Source organism: Nocardia sp. NPDC050412 (assembly GCF_044458825.1).
Taxonomy (GTDB): domain Bacteria; phylum Actinomycetota; class Actinomycetes; order Mycobacteriales; family Mycobacteriaceae; genus Nocardia.
This window is the reverse complement of sequence record NZ_JBITIJ010000002.1, coordinates 606,354-626,655: the sequence shown is the minus strand read 5'-3', so window position 1 is coordinate 626,655 and position 20,302 is coordinate 606,354. Positions and strand designations below refer to the sequence as shown.

Annotated in this window: 15 protein-coding genes; 6 read left to right on the top strand and 9 right to left on the bottom strand. The window is 65.0% G+C overall.

Going from position 1 to position 20,302, the window contains the following annotated elements:
• The first annotated feature begins 399 nt into the window (after positions 1–399).
• Together ACIBI6_RS06920 and ACIBI6_RS06915 are read left to right on the top strand one after the other, a co-directional pair.
• Positions 400–774: a hypothetical protein gene (locus tag ACIBI6_RS06920; RefSeq protein ID WP_364347532.1), complete on the top strand. Its 375-nt coding sequence runs from the start codon at positions 400–402 to the stop codon at positions 772–774.
• A 281-nt stretch (positions 775–1,055) separates the two neighbouring features.
• Positions 1,056–1,988 (top strand): hypothetical protein, encoded by a 933-nt coding sequence (locus tag ACIBI6_RS06915; protein WP_364347535.1) that lies wholly within the window; start codon positions 1,056–1,058, stop codon positions 1,986–1,988.
• 306 nt (positions 1,989–2,294) lie between these two features.
• On the opposite strand, the gene ACIBI6_RS06910 is transcribed toward ACIBI6_RS06915, so the two are convergent.
• Positions 2,295–2,987 carry a hemerythrin domain-containing protein gene (locus ACIBI6_RS06910; RefSeq protein WP_396955538.1) on the bottom strand — a complete coding sequence of 231 codons (693 nt, stop codon included), beginning with the start codon at positions 2,985–2,987 and terminating at the stop codon, positions 2,295–2,297.
• A gap of 56 nt (positions 2,988–3,043) precedes the next feature.
• Between ACIBI6_RS06910 and ACIBI6_RS06905 the strand changes: the two genes are divergently transcribed.
• Both ACIBI6_RS06905 and ACIBI6_RS06900 read left to right on the top strand, forming a co-directional pair.
• Positions 3,044–6,328, top strand: coding sequence for a BTAD domain-containing putative transcriptional regulator (locus ACIBI6_RS06905; RefSeq protein WP_396955537.1), 3,285 nt, complete (start codon positions 3,044–3,046; stop codon positions 6,326–6,328).
• A gap of 57 nt (positions 6,329–6,385) precedes the next feature.
• On the top strand, positions 6,386–6,841 hold the full coding sequence (locus ACIBI6_RS06900) for a nitroreductase/quinone reductase family protein (protein ID WP_364347544.1): 456 nt from the start codon (positions 6,386–6,388) through the stop codon (positions 6,839–6,841).
• A 133-nt stretch (positions 6,842–6,974) separates the two neighbouring features.
• Here ACIBI6_RS06900 and ACIBI6_RS06895 read toward each other — a convergent pair whose 3' ends face one another.
• Positions 6,975–10,244 (bottom strand): protein kinase, encoded by a 3,270-nt coding sequence (locus tag ACIBI6_RS06895; protein ID WP_396955536.1) that lies wholly within the window; start codon positions 10,242–10,244, stop codon positions 6,975–6,977.
• 448 nt (positions 10,245–10,692) lie between these two features.
• Entirely contained in the window at positions 10,693–11,031 is a 339-nt protein-coding gene (locus tag ACIBI6_RS06890) for a nitroreductase family deazaflavin-dependent oxidoreductase (protein WP_364347554.1), read from the bottom strand.
• A 116-nt stretch (positions 11,032–11,147) separates the two neighbouring features.
• Here ACIBI6_RS06890 and ACIBI6_RS06885 point away from each other — a divergent pair, with 116 nt between their 5' ends.
• Positions 11,148–11,657, top strand: coding sequence for an NUDIX domain-containing protein (locus ACIBI6_RS06885; RefSeq protein ID WP_396955608.1), 510 nt, complete (start codon positions 11,148–11,150; stop codon positions 11,655–11,657).
• A 214-nt stretch (positions 11,658–11,871) separates the two neighbouring features.
• Here ACIBI6_RS06885 and ACIBI6_RS06880 read toward each other — a convergent pair whose 3' ends face one another.
• The 5 genes from ACIBI6_RS06880 to ACIBI6_RS06860 form a co-directional block, all read right to left on the bottom strand.
• Positions 11,872–12,552 carry a TIGR00266 family protein gene (locus ACIBI6_RS06880; protein WP_396955535.1) on the bottom strand — a complete coding sequence of 227 codons (681 nt, stop codon included), beginning with the start codon at positions 12,550–12,552 and terminating at the stop codon, positions 11,872–11,874.
• A 27-nt stretch (positions 12,553–12,579) separates the two neighbouring features.
• Entirely contained in the window at positions 12,580–12,954 is a 375-nt protein-coding gene (locus ACIBI6_RS06875; RefSeq protein ID WP_396955534.1) for an arsenate reductase family protein, read from the bottom strand.
• A 13-nt stretch (positions 12,955–12,967) separates the two neighbouring features.
• Complete coding sequence (locus ACIBI6_RS06870; protein WP_396955533.1) at positions 12,968–14,500, bottom strand: glycosyltransferase family 39 protein; 1,533 nt, start codon at positions 14,498–14,500, stop codon at positions 12,968–12,970.
• 56 nt (positions 14,501–14,556) lie between these two features.
• The gene (locus ACIBI6_RS06865) at positions 14,557–15,870 is read right to left on the bottom strand and encodes an aspartate aminotransferase family protein (RefSeq protein ID WP_364347566.1); all 1,314 of its coding nucleotides are present in this window, start codon (positions 15,868–15,870) and stop codon (positions 14,557–14,559) included.
• Between the two features lie 253 nt (positions 15,871–16,123).
• The gene (locus tag ACIBI6_RS06860) at positions 16,124–16,399 is read right to left on the bottom strand and encodes a hypothetical protein (protein WP_396955532.1); all 276 of its coding nucleotides are present in this window, start codon (positions 16,397–16,399) and stop codon (positions 16,124–16,126) included.
• A 404-nt stretch (positions 16,400–16,803) separates the two neighbouring features.
• On the opposite strand from ACIBI6_RS06860, the gene ACIBI6_RS06855 reads away from it, so the two are divergent.
• Entirely contained in the window at positions 16,804–17,919 is a 1,116-nt protein-coding gene (locus ACIBI6_RS06855; protein WP_364347571.1) for a YbdK family carboxylate-amine ligase, read from the top strand.
• Positions 17,920–18,096: 177 nt separating this feature from the next.
• Here ACIBI6_RS06855 and ACIBI6_RS06850 read toward each other — a convergent pair whose 3' ends face one another.
• Positions 18,097–20,106 carry a polyprenyl synthetase family protein gene (locus ACIBI6_RS06850; RefSeq protein WP_396955531.1) on the bottom strand — a complete coding sequence of 670 codons (2,010 nt, stop codon included), beginning with the start codon at positions 20,104–20,106 and terminating at the stop codon, positions 18,097–18,099.
• Positions 20,107–20,302: the final 196 nt, after the last annotated feature.

The window sequence follows — 20,302 nt, the reverse complement described above, 5'->3', positions numbered from 1 at the left end:
TGTCGATCGCGGCAAGACATCGCTCCGGAAGGCAGCGGACGGATGCCGCATCCGATTCCTGATCGCGTCGCGACTCGTCACGCTCGGCCGACGACAAGGCCGCGACGCCGGAATACGGACACCATGAACACCGGCTCGAATGACGCTGCCGCGCTCCTGAGCAAGTGAAAGCCGGTCGCCCACAACCGAATAGATCTCACTGCCGCTCCTCTGAACCGAGGAGGTGCTTCATTAAGGTGAATGCCGATGCGTGCCATCAATTTTCGGCTGAGCCGTCACCCAGGAGGACAACGTCACCGACCCACGGGCCAGGCAAGGCGAACAAGCTGTGGTGATTCGAGGCTTTGCGTAGTATTGCTGCACAAGGGACTTGGAGAAGCAGACCACGAAGGGGGCGATGTGGATCCGTTCACGGTGATCGTGACCGCGTTGATCGCTGGTGCGGCGGCTGGTGGCCAGGATGCGGCGTCGGCAACAGTGCGCGAGGTCTATCAGGCGATTCGGCGTCGCATAAGCCGCGGTGACGACGGCCCACAAGTGAGGGCCGCTCTCGAAGCCAACGAAACATCGCCTGGCAGTAACGTTGCAGCACTAGAAGCCGCAGTGCTCCGCGCGAGGGGCGGAGATGACAGCGAGTTGCAGTCTTTAGCAGCCCAACTCCTGGAAGCACTACCGACCGCGGAAACCGACCGGGCCCGTAAACTTATCGACCTGCGGCACGCAAAAGGGGTGCAGTTGGGGAACAACAACACTCAACACAACAGTTTCAACTGATCGCACGCCCGGCTCGTTGACGCGCGCTAGCACCTAGACCAAGAAATCGCCACGTGTCGGCCCCCGCTACTGGTGCCTCCGCCAGATAGATTGCTGCGCCACCCGCTCCGACTGCTCGCCGAGCTCGAGGATACGGCGATCGAATGCGGTGCGGGCGACCACCGGTCGGCTGCGTTCGACGGAACCCTCCGCACCAAGGCTCGATACGGCAGGAGCTATATGGACGCGGCACTAGAAATCATTGACGATGCAATTCTTATTGTGATGGATTCGAGGTTCGCGTGAAAAACCAGATCCCGATTCAAGTCGGTGAAGGAAATATACAGAACAACTTCTGGTCCGAACGTCGAAGATGGCTGGTTGCGATCGGCGTCGCCATCCTGATTGTCGTATCGGTCTCGGCATCTGTCACAATTTATCTACTGCAACCGGATCGAGCGGTATCCGAACAGCGCGCAATCGAGGCAGACCGCGAAGGGAGAGACAATGCGACACCACCGGCACGCGCCGAGGGCGTGAGCGGCCCGCCAGGCGTCCCGGGATCATTGGCATCGTCAAGAATTATCGAATTGGATGGAGTCAGACCGGACAAGGCGACCATGCAGCGTCTCGTCCCCGATGGGGTCGCGCTCGGGCAGAGTGTGATTGATCCACGCAATCCGATGAACTCTCTGGAAGGGTTCGGTGAAGGCTCGATATACTTCAAGCTCACTGGACAAAATTTCACGCCGGTCCAAATCTCTAGCATTGCCGCCAGGATAGTCGAAAGGCGGCGACCTCCTGCAGGAACGATTGTCCCATTCTATTCACAAGGAGTTACCGAAGCATTGACAATGGGATTCGATCTGAACTCTGGAGATGTTGTCGAGGCGAAGGCTTTGGACGGATTCGGACAATTTACTGACAGCGACTACATGAAGACACATGCAGTTACGCTTGCGCTGAATGAGACGCTGGCCTTCAAGATAGAGATCCGGGCGCACGATTGCGATTGTGAATTTGTTGTGGACATCGGATTCGGGGACGGTCGATCACTGGCCGTAGACGACCAGGGAAAGCCATTTCGATTCGTCACACTGACAGGCTCGTACGAGCGAGCATACGTTCCGATGTACGACCTGGAGAATGGTTCCATGGCACGAGATGCGAAACTTCGGCTGTGCGACTATCCCAAGGAATGCAAGCTTCGGTACGCTCAAATGTACACAAAGTAATATCAATACGGCTATGTTCAGGAGCTGGGCGGTGCTCGACCCGCGCGAGCGCGCCTGAATAGCCCTTGTCCACGCGGACAAGGGGTTTCAGCGTCGAGAACCGGTCAGTGATACCGACATCAGGTTCGGCATGAGGTACGGCGGATCGACCCGGATTCCATCGCATTGCTGCCGTATACCAGCCAAGTTGGAAGGTCCTGTTTGCACCTCGTTGCGTAACCAAACATCAACTTCTGGAACCGAACCGATACTTCGATGATCACAGGATGCACACCCGCGCTGCGGGCGCCCGGTCTGCGCGAAGATCTACTCGGGATCTGTCCCATAGATCGAGCGGTACTCCTTGGCGAAGGTGCGGCTGCCGAGCAGGCGCCAGGCGAGTCTGGCGGCGAACGGCATGTCGGCTAGGAACTTTCGGCGTTCGGGGTGCGGTACAGCTTGCAAGATGAAGCCGAGGAAGATCAACCGCCGGTCCTTGGGTACGGCGGCGCGTCCTCGTTCGCCGAGCGCCTGCCATTCGCGGGCGGTCATGACGCGTCCGGCGAGCGGCAGGATGCGCGCCTCCTCCTCAGCCATATGTTCGTCGAGAGCGACGGCCAGCGCCGACAGCGTGGCGGCGAGATGCCCGCGCACCTCGGGATGCGCCGATGCGGCGAATTCCTCGGCCTGCCGGTCCGCGCGGTCGATCAGTTCGGCGATCCGCTCATGCTGTTCCTCCATCCGCAGAATCAGTGCGCCATCGGTCTTCGCCCGCTCGAGCAGCAGTGGCCACATCAGCTCGTCCTCAGCGCAGTGGTGGTGATGCAGGCCGGTATCGAGTTCGGTGAGGAACTCGACGATGCGACCCGCGCGCGCGGTGTCACCGTCGGCGACACCGCCGACGAGGCCGGGCAGGGCGTCGAAATGGCGGCGGAAGGCGCGGTGGACGAGCAACATGTCAGCGGTATCGGGACGGTCGGTGGTATCGGGGCGGTCGGGGGTCTGTGTCGCGGTGTTCATGGTTCTCACTGTCTGTCGATCCGCTTGTAGCGCACTTGCAATAGACTTGGCCGGTCATGGTGCGGATTCAGGTGCTCGGCTCGCTGGCCGCGCAGACCGAGCGCGGCAGTGTCGATCTCGGCGGCCCACGCCAGCGCGGCGTGCTCGCCCTTCTGGTGGTTGCCCGCGGCGCGGTCGTGCCGATCGACCGGCTGATCGACGATCTGTGGCGTGGTGAGCCGCCGCCGCGCGCACTCGGCGCGTTGCAGGCCTACATTTCGCACTTGCGCAAGCTCCTCGAGCCGGATCGGCTGCCCCGCTCGCCGGCCACAGTGCTGGTGAGCCAGGCGCCGGGATACGCGTTGCGGCTCGCCCCGGAGGCAGTGGACGCCTGGCTGTTCGAGACCGAACTACGCAGCGCGCCAACAGATCCCGCAGAACGACGACGCAGTCTCGAACAGGCGCTCAGCCGATGGCACGGCCCGGCATTCGCCGAGTTCAGCGACGAATCGTGGGCGCAGCCCGAGGCGAACCGACTCGAGGAACTGCGCCTGGCCGCGCGCGAGCGACTGGCCGCGACACTGGTCGAACTCGGCGACCCGACGGCGGCTGCCGCGGAGGCCGATGCGTTGACGAGCACGCATCCGCTGCGCGAGGAGGCGTGGCGTATTTCGGCGCTGGCACGGTTCCATGCGGGGCGGCAAGCGGACGCGCTCGCCGCGTTGCGTGCCGCCCGTGAGGTGCTCGCGGACCAACTCGGCATCGACCCCGGCCCGGCCCTGGTGCGGCTCGAAGCCGATTTGCTGGCGCAACGCATCCCCGTCGATCTACCCGCACCGGTCTCGTTTCCGTCGCCGACACCCGCGCTGGACCCGTTGCATTCCGAATTCGTCGGCCGGACAAGGGAACTGGATGAGCTGCGGCGGGCGGCGCGGGCGGGCGGCGCACCTCGTGTAGCGGCTGTCATCGGGGAAGCCGGTAGCGGCAAATCCCGTTTGCTGCAGCGGTTTCGGACAGAGCTGGCGGCCGGTGGCTGGCGCGTGGTCACGGGCAGCTGTCCCGAGGAGGACGGCGCACCACCGGCGTGGGCCTGGGTGGAAGCCCTGCGCGAGCTCGCGGGCACGGTCGATCCCAGCCGATACGCCGAGCCGCTGGAGCCGTTGCTCACCGACCGACGCCGTGAATTCGGCGCCGATGTCTCGGTCGGGCGGTTCCTGCTGCATCGCGCCGTCGGTGCGTACCTGGACGACGCGGCGCGGCAGCAACCGCTCGCGGTGTTTCTCGACGACCTGCACCGCGGCGACTCCGAGACGGTAGCCCTGCTCGGCAGCGTGGCGAAATCGGCCTCGATCCTGATCGTGATCGCCTACCGTCCCGACGAGATCGGAATGCCCCTAGAAGACGCGCTCGCCTCGCTCGCCCCCGCGACCGCAACGCGGATACGCCTGCGCGGCCTGGGTTTCGACGATGCGGCGGTTCTTATCCGGTCGGTGTCGGGACACGATCCCGAGCCGGCGACGATCGCGGCACTGGCCGAACGCACCGACGGAAATCCCTTCTATCTCACCGAAAGTGCTCGTCTACTTGCCAGTGAGGGCGCGCTCGTGGCGACTTCTGAGGTACCGGAAGGCGTCCGCGACGTGCTGCGCCGGCGCTTTGCACGGCTACCCGAGGTCAGCGTGTCGGTCCTGCGTCTCGCCGCGGTGATCGGGCGCGAATTCGACATCGACGTGCTGATCGGCGCGGCCGAAATCGACCAGGATAAGGTCCTCGATGCCGTGGAGGCGGGTGTGCTCGCCGGACTGCTCGAGGAACCGGGTCCCGACTACGCGCGCTTCACGCACGCGCTCGTCCGCGACACCTTGCTCGGTGACCTGTCCCGTATACGGCGACGCCGCTGGCATCTGCGCATCGCCGAGTCGGTCGAGCGGGCCGGGCCGGACGACCTGTCGGCGCTCGCGCACCATTTCGGGGAGGCGCTCACCGCGGCGACGGCACGGCGGGCCGCCGACTACGCTCGCGCGGCGGGTGAACAGGCCGAACGCCGATTTGTCCACGATGTCGCGGCCGAAAACTACGGTCGCGCCGTCATCGCGCTCGAACGGATCACCGGCGCGGACACGACGGCCGAGCGGGTCGCCGCGCTTTCGCGTATGAGCAGGAGCCACCTCGCGGCCGGCGCCGGCCTGCCAGCTCGCGATGCACGCGACCGTGCAGTGTCGGCGGCCGACACGCCTGAATTGCTCGTCGGGGCGCTCACCGCATGGGACACGCCGACTCCCTGGCTGAACCGCGCGTACGGGTCCGTCGACCAGCGGGTGGTTGCCTCTATCGACGAGGCGCTGCGGACACCCGGGCTCACACCGCAAGCGCGCTGCCGGCTGCTCGTCGCGCTCGTCCGCGAGATCGGCGGAGAGCTGCACGAACGAGCGCGCGAGGCGGCCGAGGAAGCCGAAGCGCTGGCACGTGGACTGAGCGATCCTGGACTGCTCGGGCTGGCATTGCAGGCGCGGACCTCGGTGTACGACACATCAATTCCGCTCGCCGATCGGGAACGGCTCGCCACCGAGTTGATCCGCCTCGGCGAGGACAACGATTTCCCCGCCTTCGCGCTGATCGGCCGTAACGCCGCACTCCAAGTGGCCGCAGCCCGCGGCGACATCGACCGCGCGAATACCGAACTCGCGGCCGCGACACTGTTGGCCGACCGCTACCAGTGGCGTCAAGCCCAAGCCGCGAACACCATGGGCCGCGCGATGATCGCCCACCTGACGGGGAATCTCGAAGCGGCGGAACGACATTATCAGCAGGCCCACGAATTGTTCATGCGCCACAAAGTCTTCGATTCGGGCGGCAACCTGCTGATCGCCCTCTTCACCATCCGTCTCACGCAAGGCCGGGTCGGCGAATTCGCACCTCTGTTCACCGAAATGTTCACGCAGCTCGAAACTTCGGGCGCCGACCTCGTCGTCGACCCGCTCGCGTTGGCACTGCTGGCGACCGGTGACCGGGACGGCGCACGAGCAGCGACGCAGGCCCGCCACCCGCTGCGTACCGACTTCTTCCGTTCGCTGTTCCTCACCGTGCGCGGCATGGCCGTCACGGGACTCGAACAACACACCGAGGCAGCGCAGGTGTACCAGCAACTGCGCACCTACACCGGTCAGATCGCCGGCGCGGACACCGGTGCACATGCCGCAGGACCGGTCGACACCGTGCTCGGCGACCTCGCGGCGCTGCTCGGCAAACCCGCCCAGGCGGCCGAGCACTACGCCGTCGCGGACCGGCTGGCCCGCCGCTGCGGATGCCGGGAGTGGATCACCGCCGTGCACAATCGAATCGGTTTACAAGTCGATTACTAGTCGCGCCCGGAAGCTGGGTAGCAGATCACTCATCAGCCAGCAGAAAGAGCGCCCGCCATGCCGACCGATCGTCAACTCAAGACCTTGAACACCCTCCACCGCACCGTGATAAAGCTCAGCGGCGGCATCCTCGGCACAACCTTCAAAGGCATGCCGACGATCACACTGACCACCATCGGCCGTAAATCCGGGCGACCGCACACCGTTATCCTCACCGCACCGATCATCGACGGCGACACGATCGTCATCGTCGCCTCCCGTGGCGGCGATCCCACCGACCCGGCATGGCTGCACAACCTCCGCGCGAACCCCACAGTCCAGGTTTCACTCGAGCAAGGCCCGAAACGGCCGATGACCGCTCGCGTGCTGTCATCGACCGACCGGGACAAGCTCTGGCCCGATGTCATCGCAGCCCACCCCGGCTACGCCGCCTATCAGGAAATGACCATCCGAACAATACCTCTGGTCACCCTGACACCAATCACCGATGAGATCGACACTCGACCGATCTGATAGCCGTCGCCCCCACCGGCACGCACGGGCCGGCAACCGGTAACCATAGGTTACAGCGCACTGGCTATTGCACCGGGTTCGCCGACAGCGCGCCGCGATATCACCGGCGCAGAAGCCGGATGTCGGGCAGGGGTCACGGACTCGCTTGTTTGGTTTCCTCCGCGATCCAGGCCGCGATTTGTGAGCGTGAGGTGAAGCCGAGTTTGGTGAGGATGTGTTCGACGTGGCCTTCGGCGGTGCGTTGCGAGATCACGAGTTTGGCGGCGATCCGCTTGTTGCTGAGTCCCTGGGCGATGAGGTCGGCGATCTGCCGCTCACGCTTGGTCAATTTCGTGGATGCGCGCGCGGTATCGGCGGGCTGTTCGCCGAGCGCGTACGCCACAGCGGCGCCGATACCCATCGCCTGACCGTGGCGGAAGGCCGCATCGAATGCGCGGGTGCCGAGGGTGCGACGCGCTGTCTGCTCACAGCTTTCGTGAAAGCGCGCTATGTCCGGGAAGACAGCTCCAACACTGCTTCCTACGAGCCAGATTCCTTGCGCGGTTCCCAGCAGCACGGCCGCGCGATCGGCGTCGCCCTGGTCGGCGACAGTCCAGGCCAGGGCCTCGAGACTGAACGCGTTGAGCACCGGGCTATTCGGCCGCCGGTTGACTCGCAGCGCTTCCTGGAGCAGCTGTTGGGCTTTGTCCCGCTCGCCTTGCTGCCATGCGGCCACGCCCAAGCCGCGTAGCGCAGCCGAACGATAGAGCAGTTCGCCCTGCGCTTCGGTGATGGAAAATACCCGGCGGTAATGCTCGGTTGCTCGAGTCATGTCGCCGCGTAGCTCATATGCCCAGCCGAGGATGGTCAGGGTACCGATGTACAGAGCGCCCGTCCTGTCCCAGCTGAGTGTCTCGATGTCATGTTCGAGGGAGGACGATACGTTGGCCGTTTCGCCGCCAGCGAGTGCGAGAAGGGCGGTCGCGTAGGCGATCTGCGCCTGGATCGCGGGGGCGGGGGCCTGTTCGGCGAGCACTCGTGCCTGCTCCAGAAGGGCGGCCGCGGACTGGACATCCCCCTGCGGCGCGGCCAGTTGGCAGCCGACGCAGAACGCCTTGATGCGGTCGAGTACCGGTTGCGCGCCGGGGTGGGCGAGAACGCGGTCGATCCAGGATCGGCCTTCCCCATACAGACCGGATAAGCTCCAGAAATCGTAGAGTGCGGCTGTGATGCGCAGCCCTGCTTCAGCTGCTTCCTGGGTGTCCTCGGACAGGCAGGATTCGAGCGCTTCGCGCAGGTTGGGTAGTTCGTGTTCGAGGCGGATGATCCAGTCGAGCTGGCGGTCGCTGATCCACCCGGCTTCCGCGTCCAACGCCAACTGCCGATACCAGTCGCGGTGGCGTCGGCGCAGCTCGGTATCTTCGCCGGACTCTCGTAGTTTTTCCCGGCCGTAGCCGCGAACTGTCTCGAGCATCCGGAAACGCACGACAGTATCGGATTCCTCCCGGATCAGGATGGACTTGTCCACCAGGGACGAAAGCACATCCAGCGGCGTATCCGCTGCCAGGTCTGTGCCGCATATCTGCTCGATGGCGTCGAGTTCGAAGCTGCCGGCGAACACCGACATCCGGGCCCACAGCCGCTGTTCGGTCCCGCTGCACAACCCGTAGCTCCAGTCGATACTCCATCGCAGCGTCTGTTGCCGTGTCGGGGCTGTGCGACTGCCGCGGGTGAGCAGCGCGTACCGATCGGTAAGCCGGGCCAGGATCTGCTGCGGTGACATCGTGCGCATTCGGGCCGCGGCAAGCTCGATGGCCAGCGGTAACCCGTCCAGATGGGTGCAGATCCCGGTGACGGCGGCCTTGTTGTCCTCATCGAGTTCGAAGCCCGGAACCGCTGCCGCGGCGCGGTCGGCGAACAAGGTCACCGCATCGAAACCGGGCAGCCCGGCCAGGGTCGGCTCCCGGTCCGGGTCCGGGACCGACAGTGGTGCCACCCGCAGCACTGCTTCCCCGGCGATGTTCAGTGGTTCGCGGCTGGTGGCGAGAATCCGCAGCTCCGGACAAGTCTGCAGCAACGTCTCGGTCAGCTTGGCCACCGCATCCACGATCTGCTCGCAGTTGTCCACCACGAGCAGTGTTTCTCGCAAGCTGAGGAAGCCGATCAGAACCTCGAGCAACGGACTGGCCGACTCGTTGCGCACACCGAGGGTGGCCGCCACCACATCGACCAGCAGCGCGGGGTCGGACACTTCGGCCAACTCGATTGACCACACACCGTCGGCGAAACCACGTCGCGCACTGGATGCGGCCCGCAGCGCCAGTCGCGTCTTGCCGACACCCCCGGTCCCGGTCAACGTCACCAGCCGTGCGCTCGACAGCAGATTCTTCAGCTCCGATACCTCGGTGCGCCGATTGATGAAGCTGGTCAACTCGAGCGGCAGATTGCCACTGTGGTCCCGGCTAGCCGCCGTCGGCTTGCGCGCTGCCCGCACCGGTGGCTTCTGGTCGGAATCGGCGAGATTCGGTTCACCCCCCACCGCCATCTCGCCCACCGCGAACCCGTGGCGCTGCTGCAGTTGCCGAAATGTCTCCCCCAGCGCCGCTGCCGCCGGCCGCTGCTTGCGGTCGCGGCTCATCGCTGTCTCCACCACCGCCGACACGTCCTCGGGGATGCCGTCCTCCCGCAGGTCGGGCACCGGCTGGGTGGTGATCCGGACAAACTGCGCGACCATCTTCTCACCGCTACGACGCTCGAACGCGGCATGCCCGGTCAATGCGCAGAACAGGGTGGCGCCGAGTCCATAGACATCCGCGGCCGGGGTCGGATCGCCACCCTCGAGCACCTCCGGTGCGGTGAACGCGGGCGATCCGGTCACAACACTCGCAGTCGTCTGGAACCCACCGGTGATATGGGCGATACCGAAATCGGTCAACGCTGGTTCACCGTACTCGGTGAGCAGAATGTTTCCCGGCTTCACGTCCCGATGCACGATACCGAGACGATGCGCGCTGGCAAGCGCACCAGCGATCTTCACCCCGATCTGCGCCACCCGCTCCAAAGGAAGGGGACCAATCTCGCGGATCCAGCCATCCAGGGAACCCAGCCGGTGATACGGCATCACCAGGTAGGGCCGCCCGCTCTCGGTGGTACCGGCCTCCAGCGCGGTGACGATGTTGGGATGCCCGGTCAACCGGCCCATCGCGTGCTGCTCCCGAACAAACCGCGCCTGATTGTCTTCGTCCAGTTCCGCGGTCAGAATCTTCACCGCAACCGTCCGATCCAACCTCGGCTGCGTGCAGCGATACACCACCCCGAAACCGCCGTGTCCGATTTCCACGGCGTCCTCGAAACCAACCGCAGCCAACTCCGCCGTGGCAGGCGTCATCGCCTCACGGCGCGTCTGCAGCGGATCATCTGTCATCGGCCGGGTGTGATCCGACCAGCATCTCTCCGGACACCAGGCAACATGCACTCACCTTTCGCCAATGCCAGCGTATCGCCGAAGAACATCGACAGAGGAATATCGCTGTAGGCGCACAGAGCGCGACACCGACCGCAATCACCGGAGACTGCTACCCGCCTTGCCGTCGGACCGCGCCGGCGCGCCGGACAATTCCATGCGCCGATCGCCGCCGAAGAACGACGCAACCGATCCCCTGGCGGTGCAGGGCGCCGAACCGAGTACTGGCGACTGACCGTCTCGGGCACGCACGCGGGGCGCTTTCTCCCCTCGATCTCCGGTGGTGCGAAAGACCAGCTGGGCCGAGGTCTCGCTATGTTCAGGAGCTGGGCGGTGCTCGACCCGCACGAGCACCTGAATAACCCCTTGTCCACGCGGACAAGGGGTTTCAGCGTCAAGAAGAAGACTGCTAAGCCGGACGCGCCTGCAAGTAGTCCGTCGCCGACATCACCTTCAGCGCCTGCCGAACACCGAGTGGCGCCCACCCAGCCGACGCATCGTGCACCACCACCGGATCGATGAGCAGCACGACAGTGCCCTTGGCCTCGAGCTCGAAACCGCCTGCGGCCGTGATGTTCTTGACCCAGTCCACATCGCGGCCATAGGTCAGCGCGATCCGGTATACACCGTCGTTTTCGAACGCCCACACCGGAGTTCTGTAGGGACGCCCGGATTTTCGTCCCTTGTGGACAACCATGCTCATCGGGGGCACTTTCCCGGCCAAACGGCCGAGGATCGGGTTCGTCACGTGCCGATTCAATTTCGCCAGTGTGCGCGGAAGCACCATCTGGGGCGGTCCTCTCTCAGGGTGGCGTGCGGAGATCAGGTTACTCTCGAGCGGTGTTCGGACACCCTCAGTCGGAGATGATCGCGGTCTATGACGCCGCGGGCCATGAAGTCGGCGCGGCCGACCGGGCCACCGTCTATCGCGACGGCATCTGGCATGCCAGTGCGGGCGTACTCGTTCGCTCCGGCGACGGCGAACGCGTCTATGTGCACCGCCGCACCGGTACCAAGATGGTCTTCGCCGGTATGCACGACTGCCTGGCCGGGGGTGTCGTCGATCCGGGTGAAACCCCGGCACAGACGGCGGTCCGCGAACTCGCCGAGGAACTCGGCATCGTCCTGCCCGACGATGCGCCACCGCTCCCCTTGCGGGCCAGCGCCTCCTGGGACGGCGTCTGGCAGGGCGCCCCGATGCGCTGTCATCTGTTCGCCTACGAGCTGCGCTACGACGGGCCGATCCGGCACCAACCCGAGGAGATCGTTGACGGCTGGTGGTGGACCGATGCCGAACTGCGGGCGCACCTGGCCGACCCGTCCTGGGCCTTCGTCCCTGATACCCGCATCCTCACCGATCAGCTGCTGGCTTGAAACGCCATCGGCCCACCAGGTCGGGGACCTGATGGGCCGACGAGCCTGCGTTCTGTCAGGCGGCGCTGCCGCTCATAGCACCCATGACCTGGGTGAAGAGGTTCGCGACGACTTCGAGGAGCTCCATGTACATTCCCTTGCTGGACCCGATATGAAATTTGCATTCTGCATGAGTTAGGTGTCCAGCAGGTAAGAGGGTCGTGAAAACGGGTGACTAACCCGAAGACGCCACCGAGCCCGCCCAGGCGGCGAAGGCGCCCGGATTGCGGGTCTGCAGCAGCACCCGGCCTGGCCCGGTGAAGTCGAAGACGAAGCCTTCGCCCGACTTCAGCGACTGGATCGAGCGCCCGGATACCGCGCGGCGGATGGTGAAGTTCATGGCCAGGTCATAGGCCACCACATGGCCGGTATCGATGGTGATCGGCTCACCCGGCTGCAGATCGATCACATCGATCGCGCCGAACACACCGACGACCACCTCACCCTCGCCGTGCGCGCGCAGACCGAAGCCGCCCTCGCCGCCGAACAGGTTCGCGAGACCACCCCATTTGCCCTCCACCTGCACGTCGTGCGAGTTCGCGATCCAACCGCCGCGGCTGATGAAGAACGGCCGATCGGGGGTGATCTGCAGGTTCAGCATGTCGCCGGGAAGTGCGGGCGCCACATCCACCCAACCGCCCTGCGGCGGTGCGGTGAAGGTCGAGACGAAGAATGATTCGCCCGCAAGCACCGAACGCTTCAGCCCGGCGAGAATGCCGCCTTCGGCCCTGGCCTGCAACGAAACTCCCGCCGAATGCGCGACCATGGCGCCACTCTCGACCCGCATCGGCTCCCCGCCGGCCAGGAAGCACCGCGCGACCGCGGAGGCCGGACTATGACGCAGTTGTACCTTCATAAATGCCGACCCTACCGGCTATTTCGGCTACGAAGGGTCCAGCGATTCCAGGGTCTTCGCATCGCGCGCGACGACCGCACCGCCGTCGGGAGTGAGCACGATCGGCCGCTGAATCAGCTTCGGATTCGCCGCCAATGCCTCGATCCAGCGCTCCCGGTCGGCCGCGGTACGTCCCCAGCTGGATATGCCCAGGTCCTTGGCGATCTGTTCACCGGTGCGGGTGATATCCCACGGCTCGGCGCCCAGCCGCTGCAGCACCGTTCGCAATTCCGCCGCGGTCGGCGGATCGTCGAGATAGCGCCGGACCTTGTACTCGACGCCCGCCTCCGCCAGGTGCGTGGTGGCATTGCGGCTCTTGCTGCACTGCGGGTTGTGCCAGATCTCGGTTTGCCCAGATGTCATGGTCGCAGCGTACCTACAGGTGCATCCAGGTCGGCCACACCTGGGACCACGGGTAGCGCAGGGCGGTGCATTTCCACACGATGACGTTCTGGCTGTTGCCCGGATAGCCGATTCGGCTGTCCACCTTGGCAACTGGTTCGATGTGGTCGAAATCCCAGTGCAGGAAGTCGTCGTTCACGCCGACAGCGATCACGGCCGAGGCATTGTCCGGTGGCATGCCGAAGTAGCCGAAACCGCGGCTCGGACTGTAGATCCGTGGGAGGCGATCGCGGTCGAATTGGTCCAGGGCGCTGGCCTGCCAGTAGGTGTCGGTCACGATGACGGCGTCGGCGCGTTCGGCCCGGGTGAGCGATTCATAGGCCTGCAGGACGGCGGAAGTCAGTTCGGGCCAACCGAATTCGCCGTAGACGCCGATATTGACGGCGGCCTCGGCGTCATCGACGGGTGGCCGGACGTGCGCGGCATCGCGCCACGGCGTCGACCACAGCACATAGCCTGTGGTCACGGCGGCGAGCACCACACCGGCCCCGGTCGCCAACCGTCTCGGTGTGGGATTCAGGCGATCCGCGAGTTCGACGAGACCGACCGCGCCCGCCGCGAGCACCACACCGTACATTCCGGCGACGTAGTAGATCCGGCCACCGATCACCAGGAAGACCGCGACGAGTATCAGCACAGACGCGCCGAGAAACCGGTACGGCCGCAGCGAAGAACTACGCATCAGCGCCCACACGCCATAGATCAACAGCGCCGCACCCAGGTACCCGGCCAGCAGCAGCGCGAGCGGTACGAACAGCGCCCTGCCGCCGAGTATGCCCTGCTCACCGCTGATCACCTGGCCCATCGACAGCTGTGGCCAATCATTGCGCGCCTGCCAGATCAGTGATGGCGCGGTCGCGACGATCACGATGACACCGCCGAGCCACAGCAGCGGCCGCCGCACCAGTTCGCGCGGACCGAAGATCAGCGAACTCGCCGCGACACCGATCCAGAAGAAGGGAATCAGCCACTTCACCTGCATATCGACCGCGGTCACCAGTGCGGCGCACAGCAGCAGGCGATCGCGACGGGTCCGCACCCAACGCGCCACCAGCCAGGTGATCACCACCCAGAGCACGGTGTCGACCGCGTTGGTGGTCAGCATTTTGCCTTGGAGCAGCAGAAACGGTGAGGTCGCATAGCCGACAGCCGCGAGCACCCGGGCCGCCGGACCGCCGCCGAGTTCGCGCGCGATCACCGCGCACAGCACGATGCCGAGGACTGTCAGCGCGACAACGGGCAGCCGCAGCACGAAGAAGTTTCCGGGTGCGATCGTGTCCATCAACCGCGCCAGCATCGGCAATACCGGACCTTGATCGGCATAGCCGAATGACGGCCGCCGACCCGCCGCCAGAAAGTAGAGCTCATCGCCGAAGTAGTCATAACGGCTGGTCGAGAACACCAAGACGGCCGAGGATGCCACGGCGATGACACCGACGCTTATGGTCGCCATCGGCGGGCCCGCCCCGGTGGCGGTCAACTCCTGACGATCGGCGGTGTCGGTCACGTCAGCTCCTGCGGAGTTCCAGGAAACGGCCGTCTCCCCGCCAGCCAGCATGCGCTTCACCCCACGTATTCGTCGGCGACCTCCAACACCTCATCGACGATCTCCAGCCCGGTGCGCAATTCATCGGCCGAGGTGGTCAACGGGGGCGCGATCTGGAAGCGATTGCCCGCATTGAAGGGCCACAGCCCACGTTCCTTGGCGGCGGCGGTCACCCGGTTCATCGGCTCGGCGGCTGGACCAGCCGCCGCAAACTGGATCAGCGGCTCGCGGGTGTGTGGATCGCGCACCAACTCCAGTGCCCAGAAGAAGCCGAGGCCGCGTGCCTCGCCGACGCTTGGATGCCGAGATGCCAACTCCGCCAATCCTTTTCCGAGGACATATGCCCCGACGGTGCGCACATGGTCGAGGATGCCGTCGCGTTCGAAGACATTGATCGAGGCGATGCCCGCGGCACATGCGAGGGGATGTCCGGCATAGGTGAGTCCACCGGGATACACCGTATTGTCGTAGCGTTGCGCGATCCGTTCGGCCATGAGTACGCCACCGAGCGGAACATAACCGGAGTTGACGCCTTTGGCGAAGGTGATGATATCGGGTGCGACATCGAAGGCCTGGACCGCGAACCACTCACCGACCCGGCCGAATCCGACCATCACCTCATCTGCGATGTAGACAATGCCGAATTCGTCGCACAGGGCTCGGACACCGGCGAGATAGCCCGGCGGCGGCACGAGTACGCCGTTGGTACCGACCACAGTCTCCAGGATCAGCCCGGCAATGTGTTGTGGCCCTTCCAATTCGATGACCTGGCGCAGGTGATTCAACGCTGCCGTCGTCTCTTCCTCGGGAGTGCTTGTGCCCCACGGTGATCGGTAGGGGTAGGGCGCGAAGAAGCGGACCACGTCGACATTGGTCGGTTCCGCGCCCCAGCGGCGCGGCTCACCGGTCAGTCCGATCGCGGTGCCGGTGCCGCCGTGATAGGAGCGGTAGGCGGCGAGCATCTTGGTGCGGCCGGTGTAGCTGCGGGCCAGCCGCACCGCATGTTCGACTGCCTCCGCGCCGCCGGTGGTGAACAAAATCCGGTTCAGCTCGCCCGGTGCGCGTTCCACGATCAGTCGGGCCAGTTCGCTGCGCGCTTCGTTGCCGACGGTTGGCGAGATGGTTGCGAGTTTCTGTGCCTGATCGATAATGGCCGCGACGATATCCGGATGTTGGTGGCCGATATTGACATTCACCAGTTGGGAGGAAAAGTCGAGGTAGCGTTTGCCGCTCTCTTCCCAGAACCATGAGCCCGACGCGCCGACGATCGGCACTGGATTCAGGGTCGCCTGCGCGCTCCAGGGATAGAAGACATGATCTGACCCGATCATGGGGCGAATTCCCCCTTCGAAGCTGGATAGAACAGCACATTGGCACCATAGCCCGATTGCGGCGCCTGCGCGGCTGGAGGCGCGGTCCGGGCGACCCCGACGCAGGCTTTCCCGTCATCGACTCCGACTCGGAAGTTCAATCCGCCGGAAACTGCCACTGCTGGCCTGACCGCGACGGCTGGCCTGCTGTTCGGTGCCCGAGCGAGGCTGCAGCGGGGGAACGCGCAGCGCACGCCGTCGGGCTCGTGGCGGTCTAGTCGTTGCGGAATAGATCGGCCCGGTGATGCAGACGCTGAGAGAAGCTCTCGGCCCAAGCGGCCGTTTCGCTGTCGTCCCGCGACGAGCCGCGCGGTGGGTGCTCCCGGGATACTCGCGCCGACCGCGCCGCGCTGGGCTTCAGCGCGACCAATCGTGCACTCTGGGCGAGGAAGTCGGGCACGTTCATGCCCGCGCACGCGGCCGCATCACACAGCTCGGCCCACTCGGTGTCGTCCACGGTCACCGTCACGGTAACCTCCCTGGTCGCCATAGATGCATACAGTAGCCCTAGTGCTAGCGGTGCGGACTCACTGCACACGGTCGAATCGGGGTGTCGATCCGCGGGGTGCTGGACTGAACGTGCTGCCTGCATTTGCGATCAGGACACGGCTCACCGCCGAGATCCCGCCGAAGTCGTCCGGATCCTCGCCTTCCGTCGCACAACGGATGGAACATCTCCCGGATCGCTCGTGAGATCAACCCGCAGGCGAGCCTGCCGACTCCGCACCATATTTCGCCTAACCGACTGACAGCCCGCTTACCCGGCTCCGGCCGATTGAAACATCGCGGAAAACTTGCGGTCAGGTGTGCGCAGGCAGCAAGTGCCAGGTGTTTGCCCTAATACTTCGCGGGTATGTCGGCGAGGCAGGAGTACGGGCGACGAAGGTAGATCCGATGCAGCAGCGGCGCACAGTGGGATTCGAGGAAGAGTTTCTCCTACTCGACGTCGGCGGAGTGCCGGTCGTGGGAGTGGACACGGTTATCGACTGGATGCACACGAATCTCGAGCCCGATGAATCCAAGAGATTCAAACCGGAGCTACAACGAGTCCAGATCGAGTCGGTCAGCCTCGTTCACACGACGATGCAAACCTTGCGGACAGATTTGAGCACGGCCCGCGCAAAGCTCGCCACCGCCGGGCGCGATTGCGAACTGTTGGTCCTCCCGATCGGATACGCGCCCGTCTGCGCCACCCCGCACTGCGGCGGCACCGAGGACAGCCGATATGCGCGTATCCACAACCGATATCGGGAAATGGCGCAAACCTATACCGCCTGCGGTGCGCATGTGCATATCGGCGTCGACGGGGACGATCAGGCCGTCGCCGTGGTGAATCATCTACGGCCATGGTTACCGACCCTGATCGCGGTCGGCGCGAATTCGCCGTTCCATGACGGCCACGACTCCGGCTACAGCTCATGGCGGATCGCCGAACTGTCTCGGTTCCCCGGTTCGGGCTTACCGCCTTATGCGCGATCGGCCGACGACTATGAGAATCGAGTGGCGACGCTCGTCGAATCCGGCGTCCTCATCGACGCCCACATGTCGTTCTGGCTGGCTCGCCCCTCCGACGTGTACCCGACCGTCGAAGTTCGCGCCGCCGACACTGCCGCGACGGTCGACGACGCCGTCCTGCAGGCGGTACTGACCCGCGGACTGGTGCAAACCGCAATTACCAAACTGGAAGCCGGAATCGAGGGCCCGCATATCGACCACCAAGTCGGTGCGGCCGCGGTATGGGCAGCGGCCCGACACGGTCTCACCGGACCCGCGATCGATACCGTCGAGGAAGTACAGGTGCCCGCCTTGAGAATGCTGGGCAATCTGATCGACTGGATCGCCGACGAACTCGAAGAAGCCGGTGACACCGCGGTTGCCCGGCGATTACTGACCGCACTGGAACACCATGGAACCGGTGCCGCACGACAGCGCATCGTGGCAAGGCTCGGATTGAAAGAACTCATCGAGTCCTTCCGGTTGACTAACGGCCCGTGCGCCCAATTCCATTGATCCGCCACCTCCTTTGATCCGCCACCTCCTTTGATCCGCCACGGATATCGAGCATCAGCAGTGTCCCAGCCCGCGAGCCGTACCAGCGTCGCACGGCCGAATACGTCAGGCGCACTTCCTGCAAGCCGGTCAGAAACAGGGACGATACCTAGAGGCGGCCGAAGAATCGGTCGCGGCTTATGGCGTGGTCGGAGCCGGGTCGGCAGCCAGGAAGTAGATATCACGGCGCAAGCGTTCCAAGTCTGGTGCTGCGGAAGTGGAGGTTTGGGTGTACCGCTCGCTCTCACGCATCCAGAGTGCCGCGTTCGTCATGTTCTCGTAGATCGCCGCGTACTCTTCCCCCCGGCCCGACAGGCCGGGCAGTACACGCAGGAGCGCGGGAAGGTAACGGGTCAGCGCGTCGATCTGGGCACGTTGCTCGGCCGTCTGGCGCTGCACCTGCTCGATGGCTTCACCCCAGCTGCAACCGGTTTCGTGCTGGATCGCCCGCACCAGGTTGTAGGGGACATGGCCGGCCTCGTCCCGATCCAGCCCCACCACGTCGTTCTCCGCGCAGGTCACCATGAAAAGCAGTTCCTCGAGTCGGCGAATCACGGGGTGGCTGCGCAGCTTCGGCGGCAATTCTCGGTCCTGGTGCACCTCCAGGCCTGCGATTGCGATGTCGATCCCGCTGGTCGACCTCCGCAGCGACAGGTAGTCGGCCGTCGGGGGGATGTAGCCGTTGATGCGATGGTGCGCTTCGCGTTCGGCGGCTTCGAACCATTCCTCGAGGCTGTCGAGGAACCGTTCCTGCCAGCGGGCGCTGCGGCCCTCGCGCACGCGTGGCCACAAATAAGCCCACGCCGCCGGGATCGGACCGTGCCGCCAAGGTACCTGCGGGTCCTGGTGCAGCGTTGCCACCAGGCCACGCCGCAGGGCGGTGACTGCTTGCGGGTCCATCAGCTGCGGATCGTCGAACAGGTCATCCCATACAAAGGCCAGCATGCCCAGACCGACGGCGGTTCGGGCGCGGGCCGTGTCCGTCGCGTCCAGGATCTGCGCCGGGATCCGTGGCGTTGCTGCCCACCGGTAGTGGCGGTCGAACTCGGCCGGGGAGATGACAAGGCCGGTGTCCACCATCCAGCTCCTCAGCCATTGCGCGACCTGCGGCGAGAGCGCGTCATCATGAGCTGCTGGGGGTTGCGTCGAAGGCCGGGAGGCCACCGGCGCAGGAGTTCGCCGATCGAGTGCGGACCGGGCGTAGGCGGTCATCGCGTGGCGGGTGCGCGGGTCAATGGTCGACACTGCGAGCCGACCAACGGCCCGGTCGATGAGTTCATCGGCCATCGCCTGTGCTTCGTCGACGGTACCGGAGGCGATGACGATTTCCCGGGCACGTGCGGCTTCCTGCCCTGTCATTGCTCTGTTCAGCAGGCGGGCAAGGGCCCGGTCGCGGGCGGCCGCACGGATCACGGGCAGTGTGTAGATGCCCTCGAGCAGATCCGCGTTCACGGGCTTGCCCATTTCCTCGGCGGTCGAGGTCAAATCGAGGATGTCGTCATACAGCTGGTAGGCCACCCCGAAGTGCCGGCCGAACATGGCCAGTGCCTCTTCTTCCCGATCACCGCGTCCGGCCTGCATCGCACCCACCCGGCATGCCAGCGAGAGCAGCGCCGCGGTCTTGCCGTCGATCGAGTCCAGGTAGGACTGCTCGCTGCGGTATGGGTCGTAGAGGTCGGCCGCCTCGATCACCACGCCCGCGCACATCTGCTTGCCTGCGCTCGTTCCCGCGAGAGCTTCGCGCTGGCCGAGTTCGGCCAGCAGATGCGCGCCCTCCATCGTCACCGAGTCTCCACCCAGGACGGCCATATGCGAGCCCCACACCGCGTTGGCGCTGGGACGTCCTCGACGCTCATAAGCGTGATCGATGACATCGTCGTGGTAGAGCGACCCCAGATGCAGCAACTCCACCGCGGCCGCGGCCTGCACCACCCGGTCATCGGCCGGCACCGAAGGATCAGCGAGCAGGTAATACGACAGCAACGTCAACGTGGGCCGGACAAGACGCCGCGACGTATCCGGGCCTTGGTCAGTGAGCGGGGTCAGCTCCGGCCTGCCCCGGAACCGGACCGGCCCCAGAACATCGCGAACACGGTCCAAGTCCGTCTCCAGATACGGGAAAACAGCAGAATCGATTTCACTGGGCACGCGCACGCTCCTGACTGGGTACATCGGTCATCCACAACACCGTGATCAAGAGAATTTGACCACCCCACGCGAAAAATGTTGGCGCAACCCGTTTTTAACCTCTCGATACTCGGTGGATGGGTCTCCGTGGATGTTGGTGCGCACCGGGTGGGCGTGTCTGCCGATGCCCGCCGCAGCTACCTGGTCGTTTCGGCGC

Excerpts from the sequence above, each read along its gene's own strand:
- ACIBI6_RS06910 (WP_396955538.1), bottom strand. The coding sequence starts at position 2,987 with ATGAACACCGCGACACAGACCCCCGACCGCCCCGATACCACCGACCGT.
- ACIBI6_RS06905 (WP_396955537.1), top strand. The coding sequence starts at position 3,044 with ATGGTGCGGATTCAGGTGCTCGGCTCGCTGGCCGCGCAGACCGAGCGC.
- ACIBI6_RS06900 (WP_364347544.1), top strand. The coding sequence starts at position 6,386 with ATGCCGACCGATCGTCAACTCAAGACCTTGAACACCCTCCACCGCACC.
- ACIBI6_RS06895 (WP_396955536.1), bottom strand. The coding sequence starts at position 10,244 with ATGACAGATGATCCGCTGCAGACGCGCCGTGAGGCGATGACGCCTGCC.
- ACIBI6_RS06885 (WP_396955608.1), top strand. The coding sequence starts at position 11,148 with ATGATCGCGGTCTATGACGCCGCGGGCCATGAAGTCGGCGCGGCCGAC.
- ACIBI6_RS06880 (WP_396955535.1), bottom strand. The coding sequence starts at position 12,552 with ATGAAGGTACAACTGCGTCATAGTCCGGCCTCCGCGGTCGCGCGGTGC.
- ACIBI6_RS06875 (WP_396955534.1), bottom strand. The coding sequence starts at position 12,954 with ATGACATCTGGGCAAACCGAGATCTGGCACAACCCGCAGTGCAGCAAG.
- ACIBI6_RS06865 (WP_364347566.1), bottom strand. The coding sequence starts at position 15,870 with ATGATCGGGTCAGATCATGTCTTCTATCCCTGGAGCGCGCAGGCGACC.
- ACIBI6_RS06860 (WP_396955532.1), bottom strand. The coding sequence starts at position 16,399 with ATGGCGACCAGGGAGGTTACCGTGACGGTGACCGTGGACGACACCGAG.
- ACIBI6_RS06855 (WP_364347571.1), top strand. The coding sequence starts at position 16,804 with ATGCAGCAGCGGCGCACAGTGGGATTCGAGGAAGAGTTTCTCCTACTC.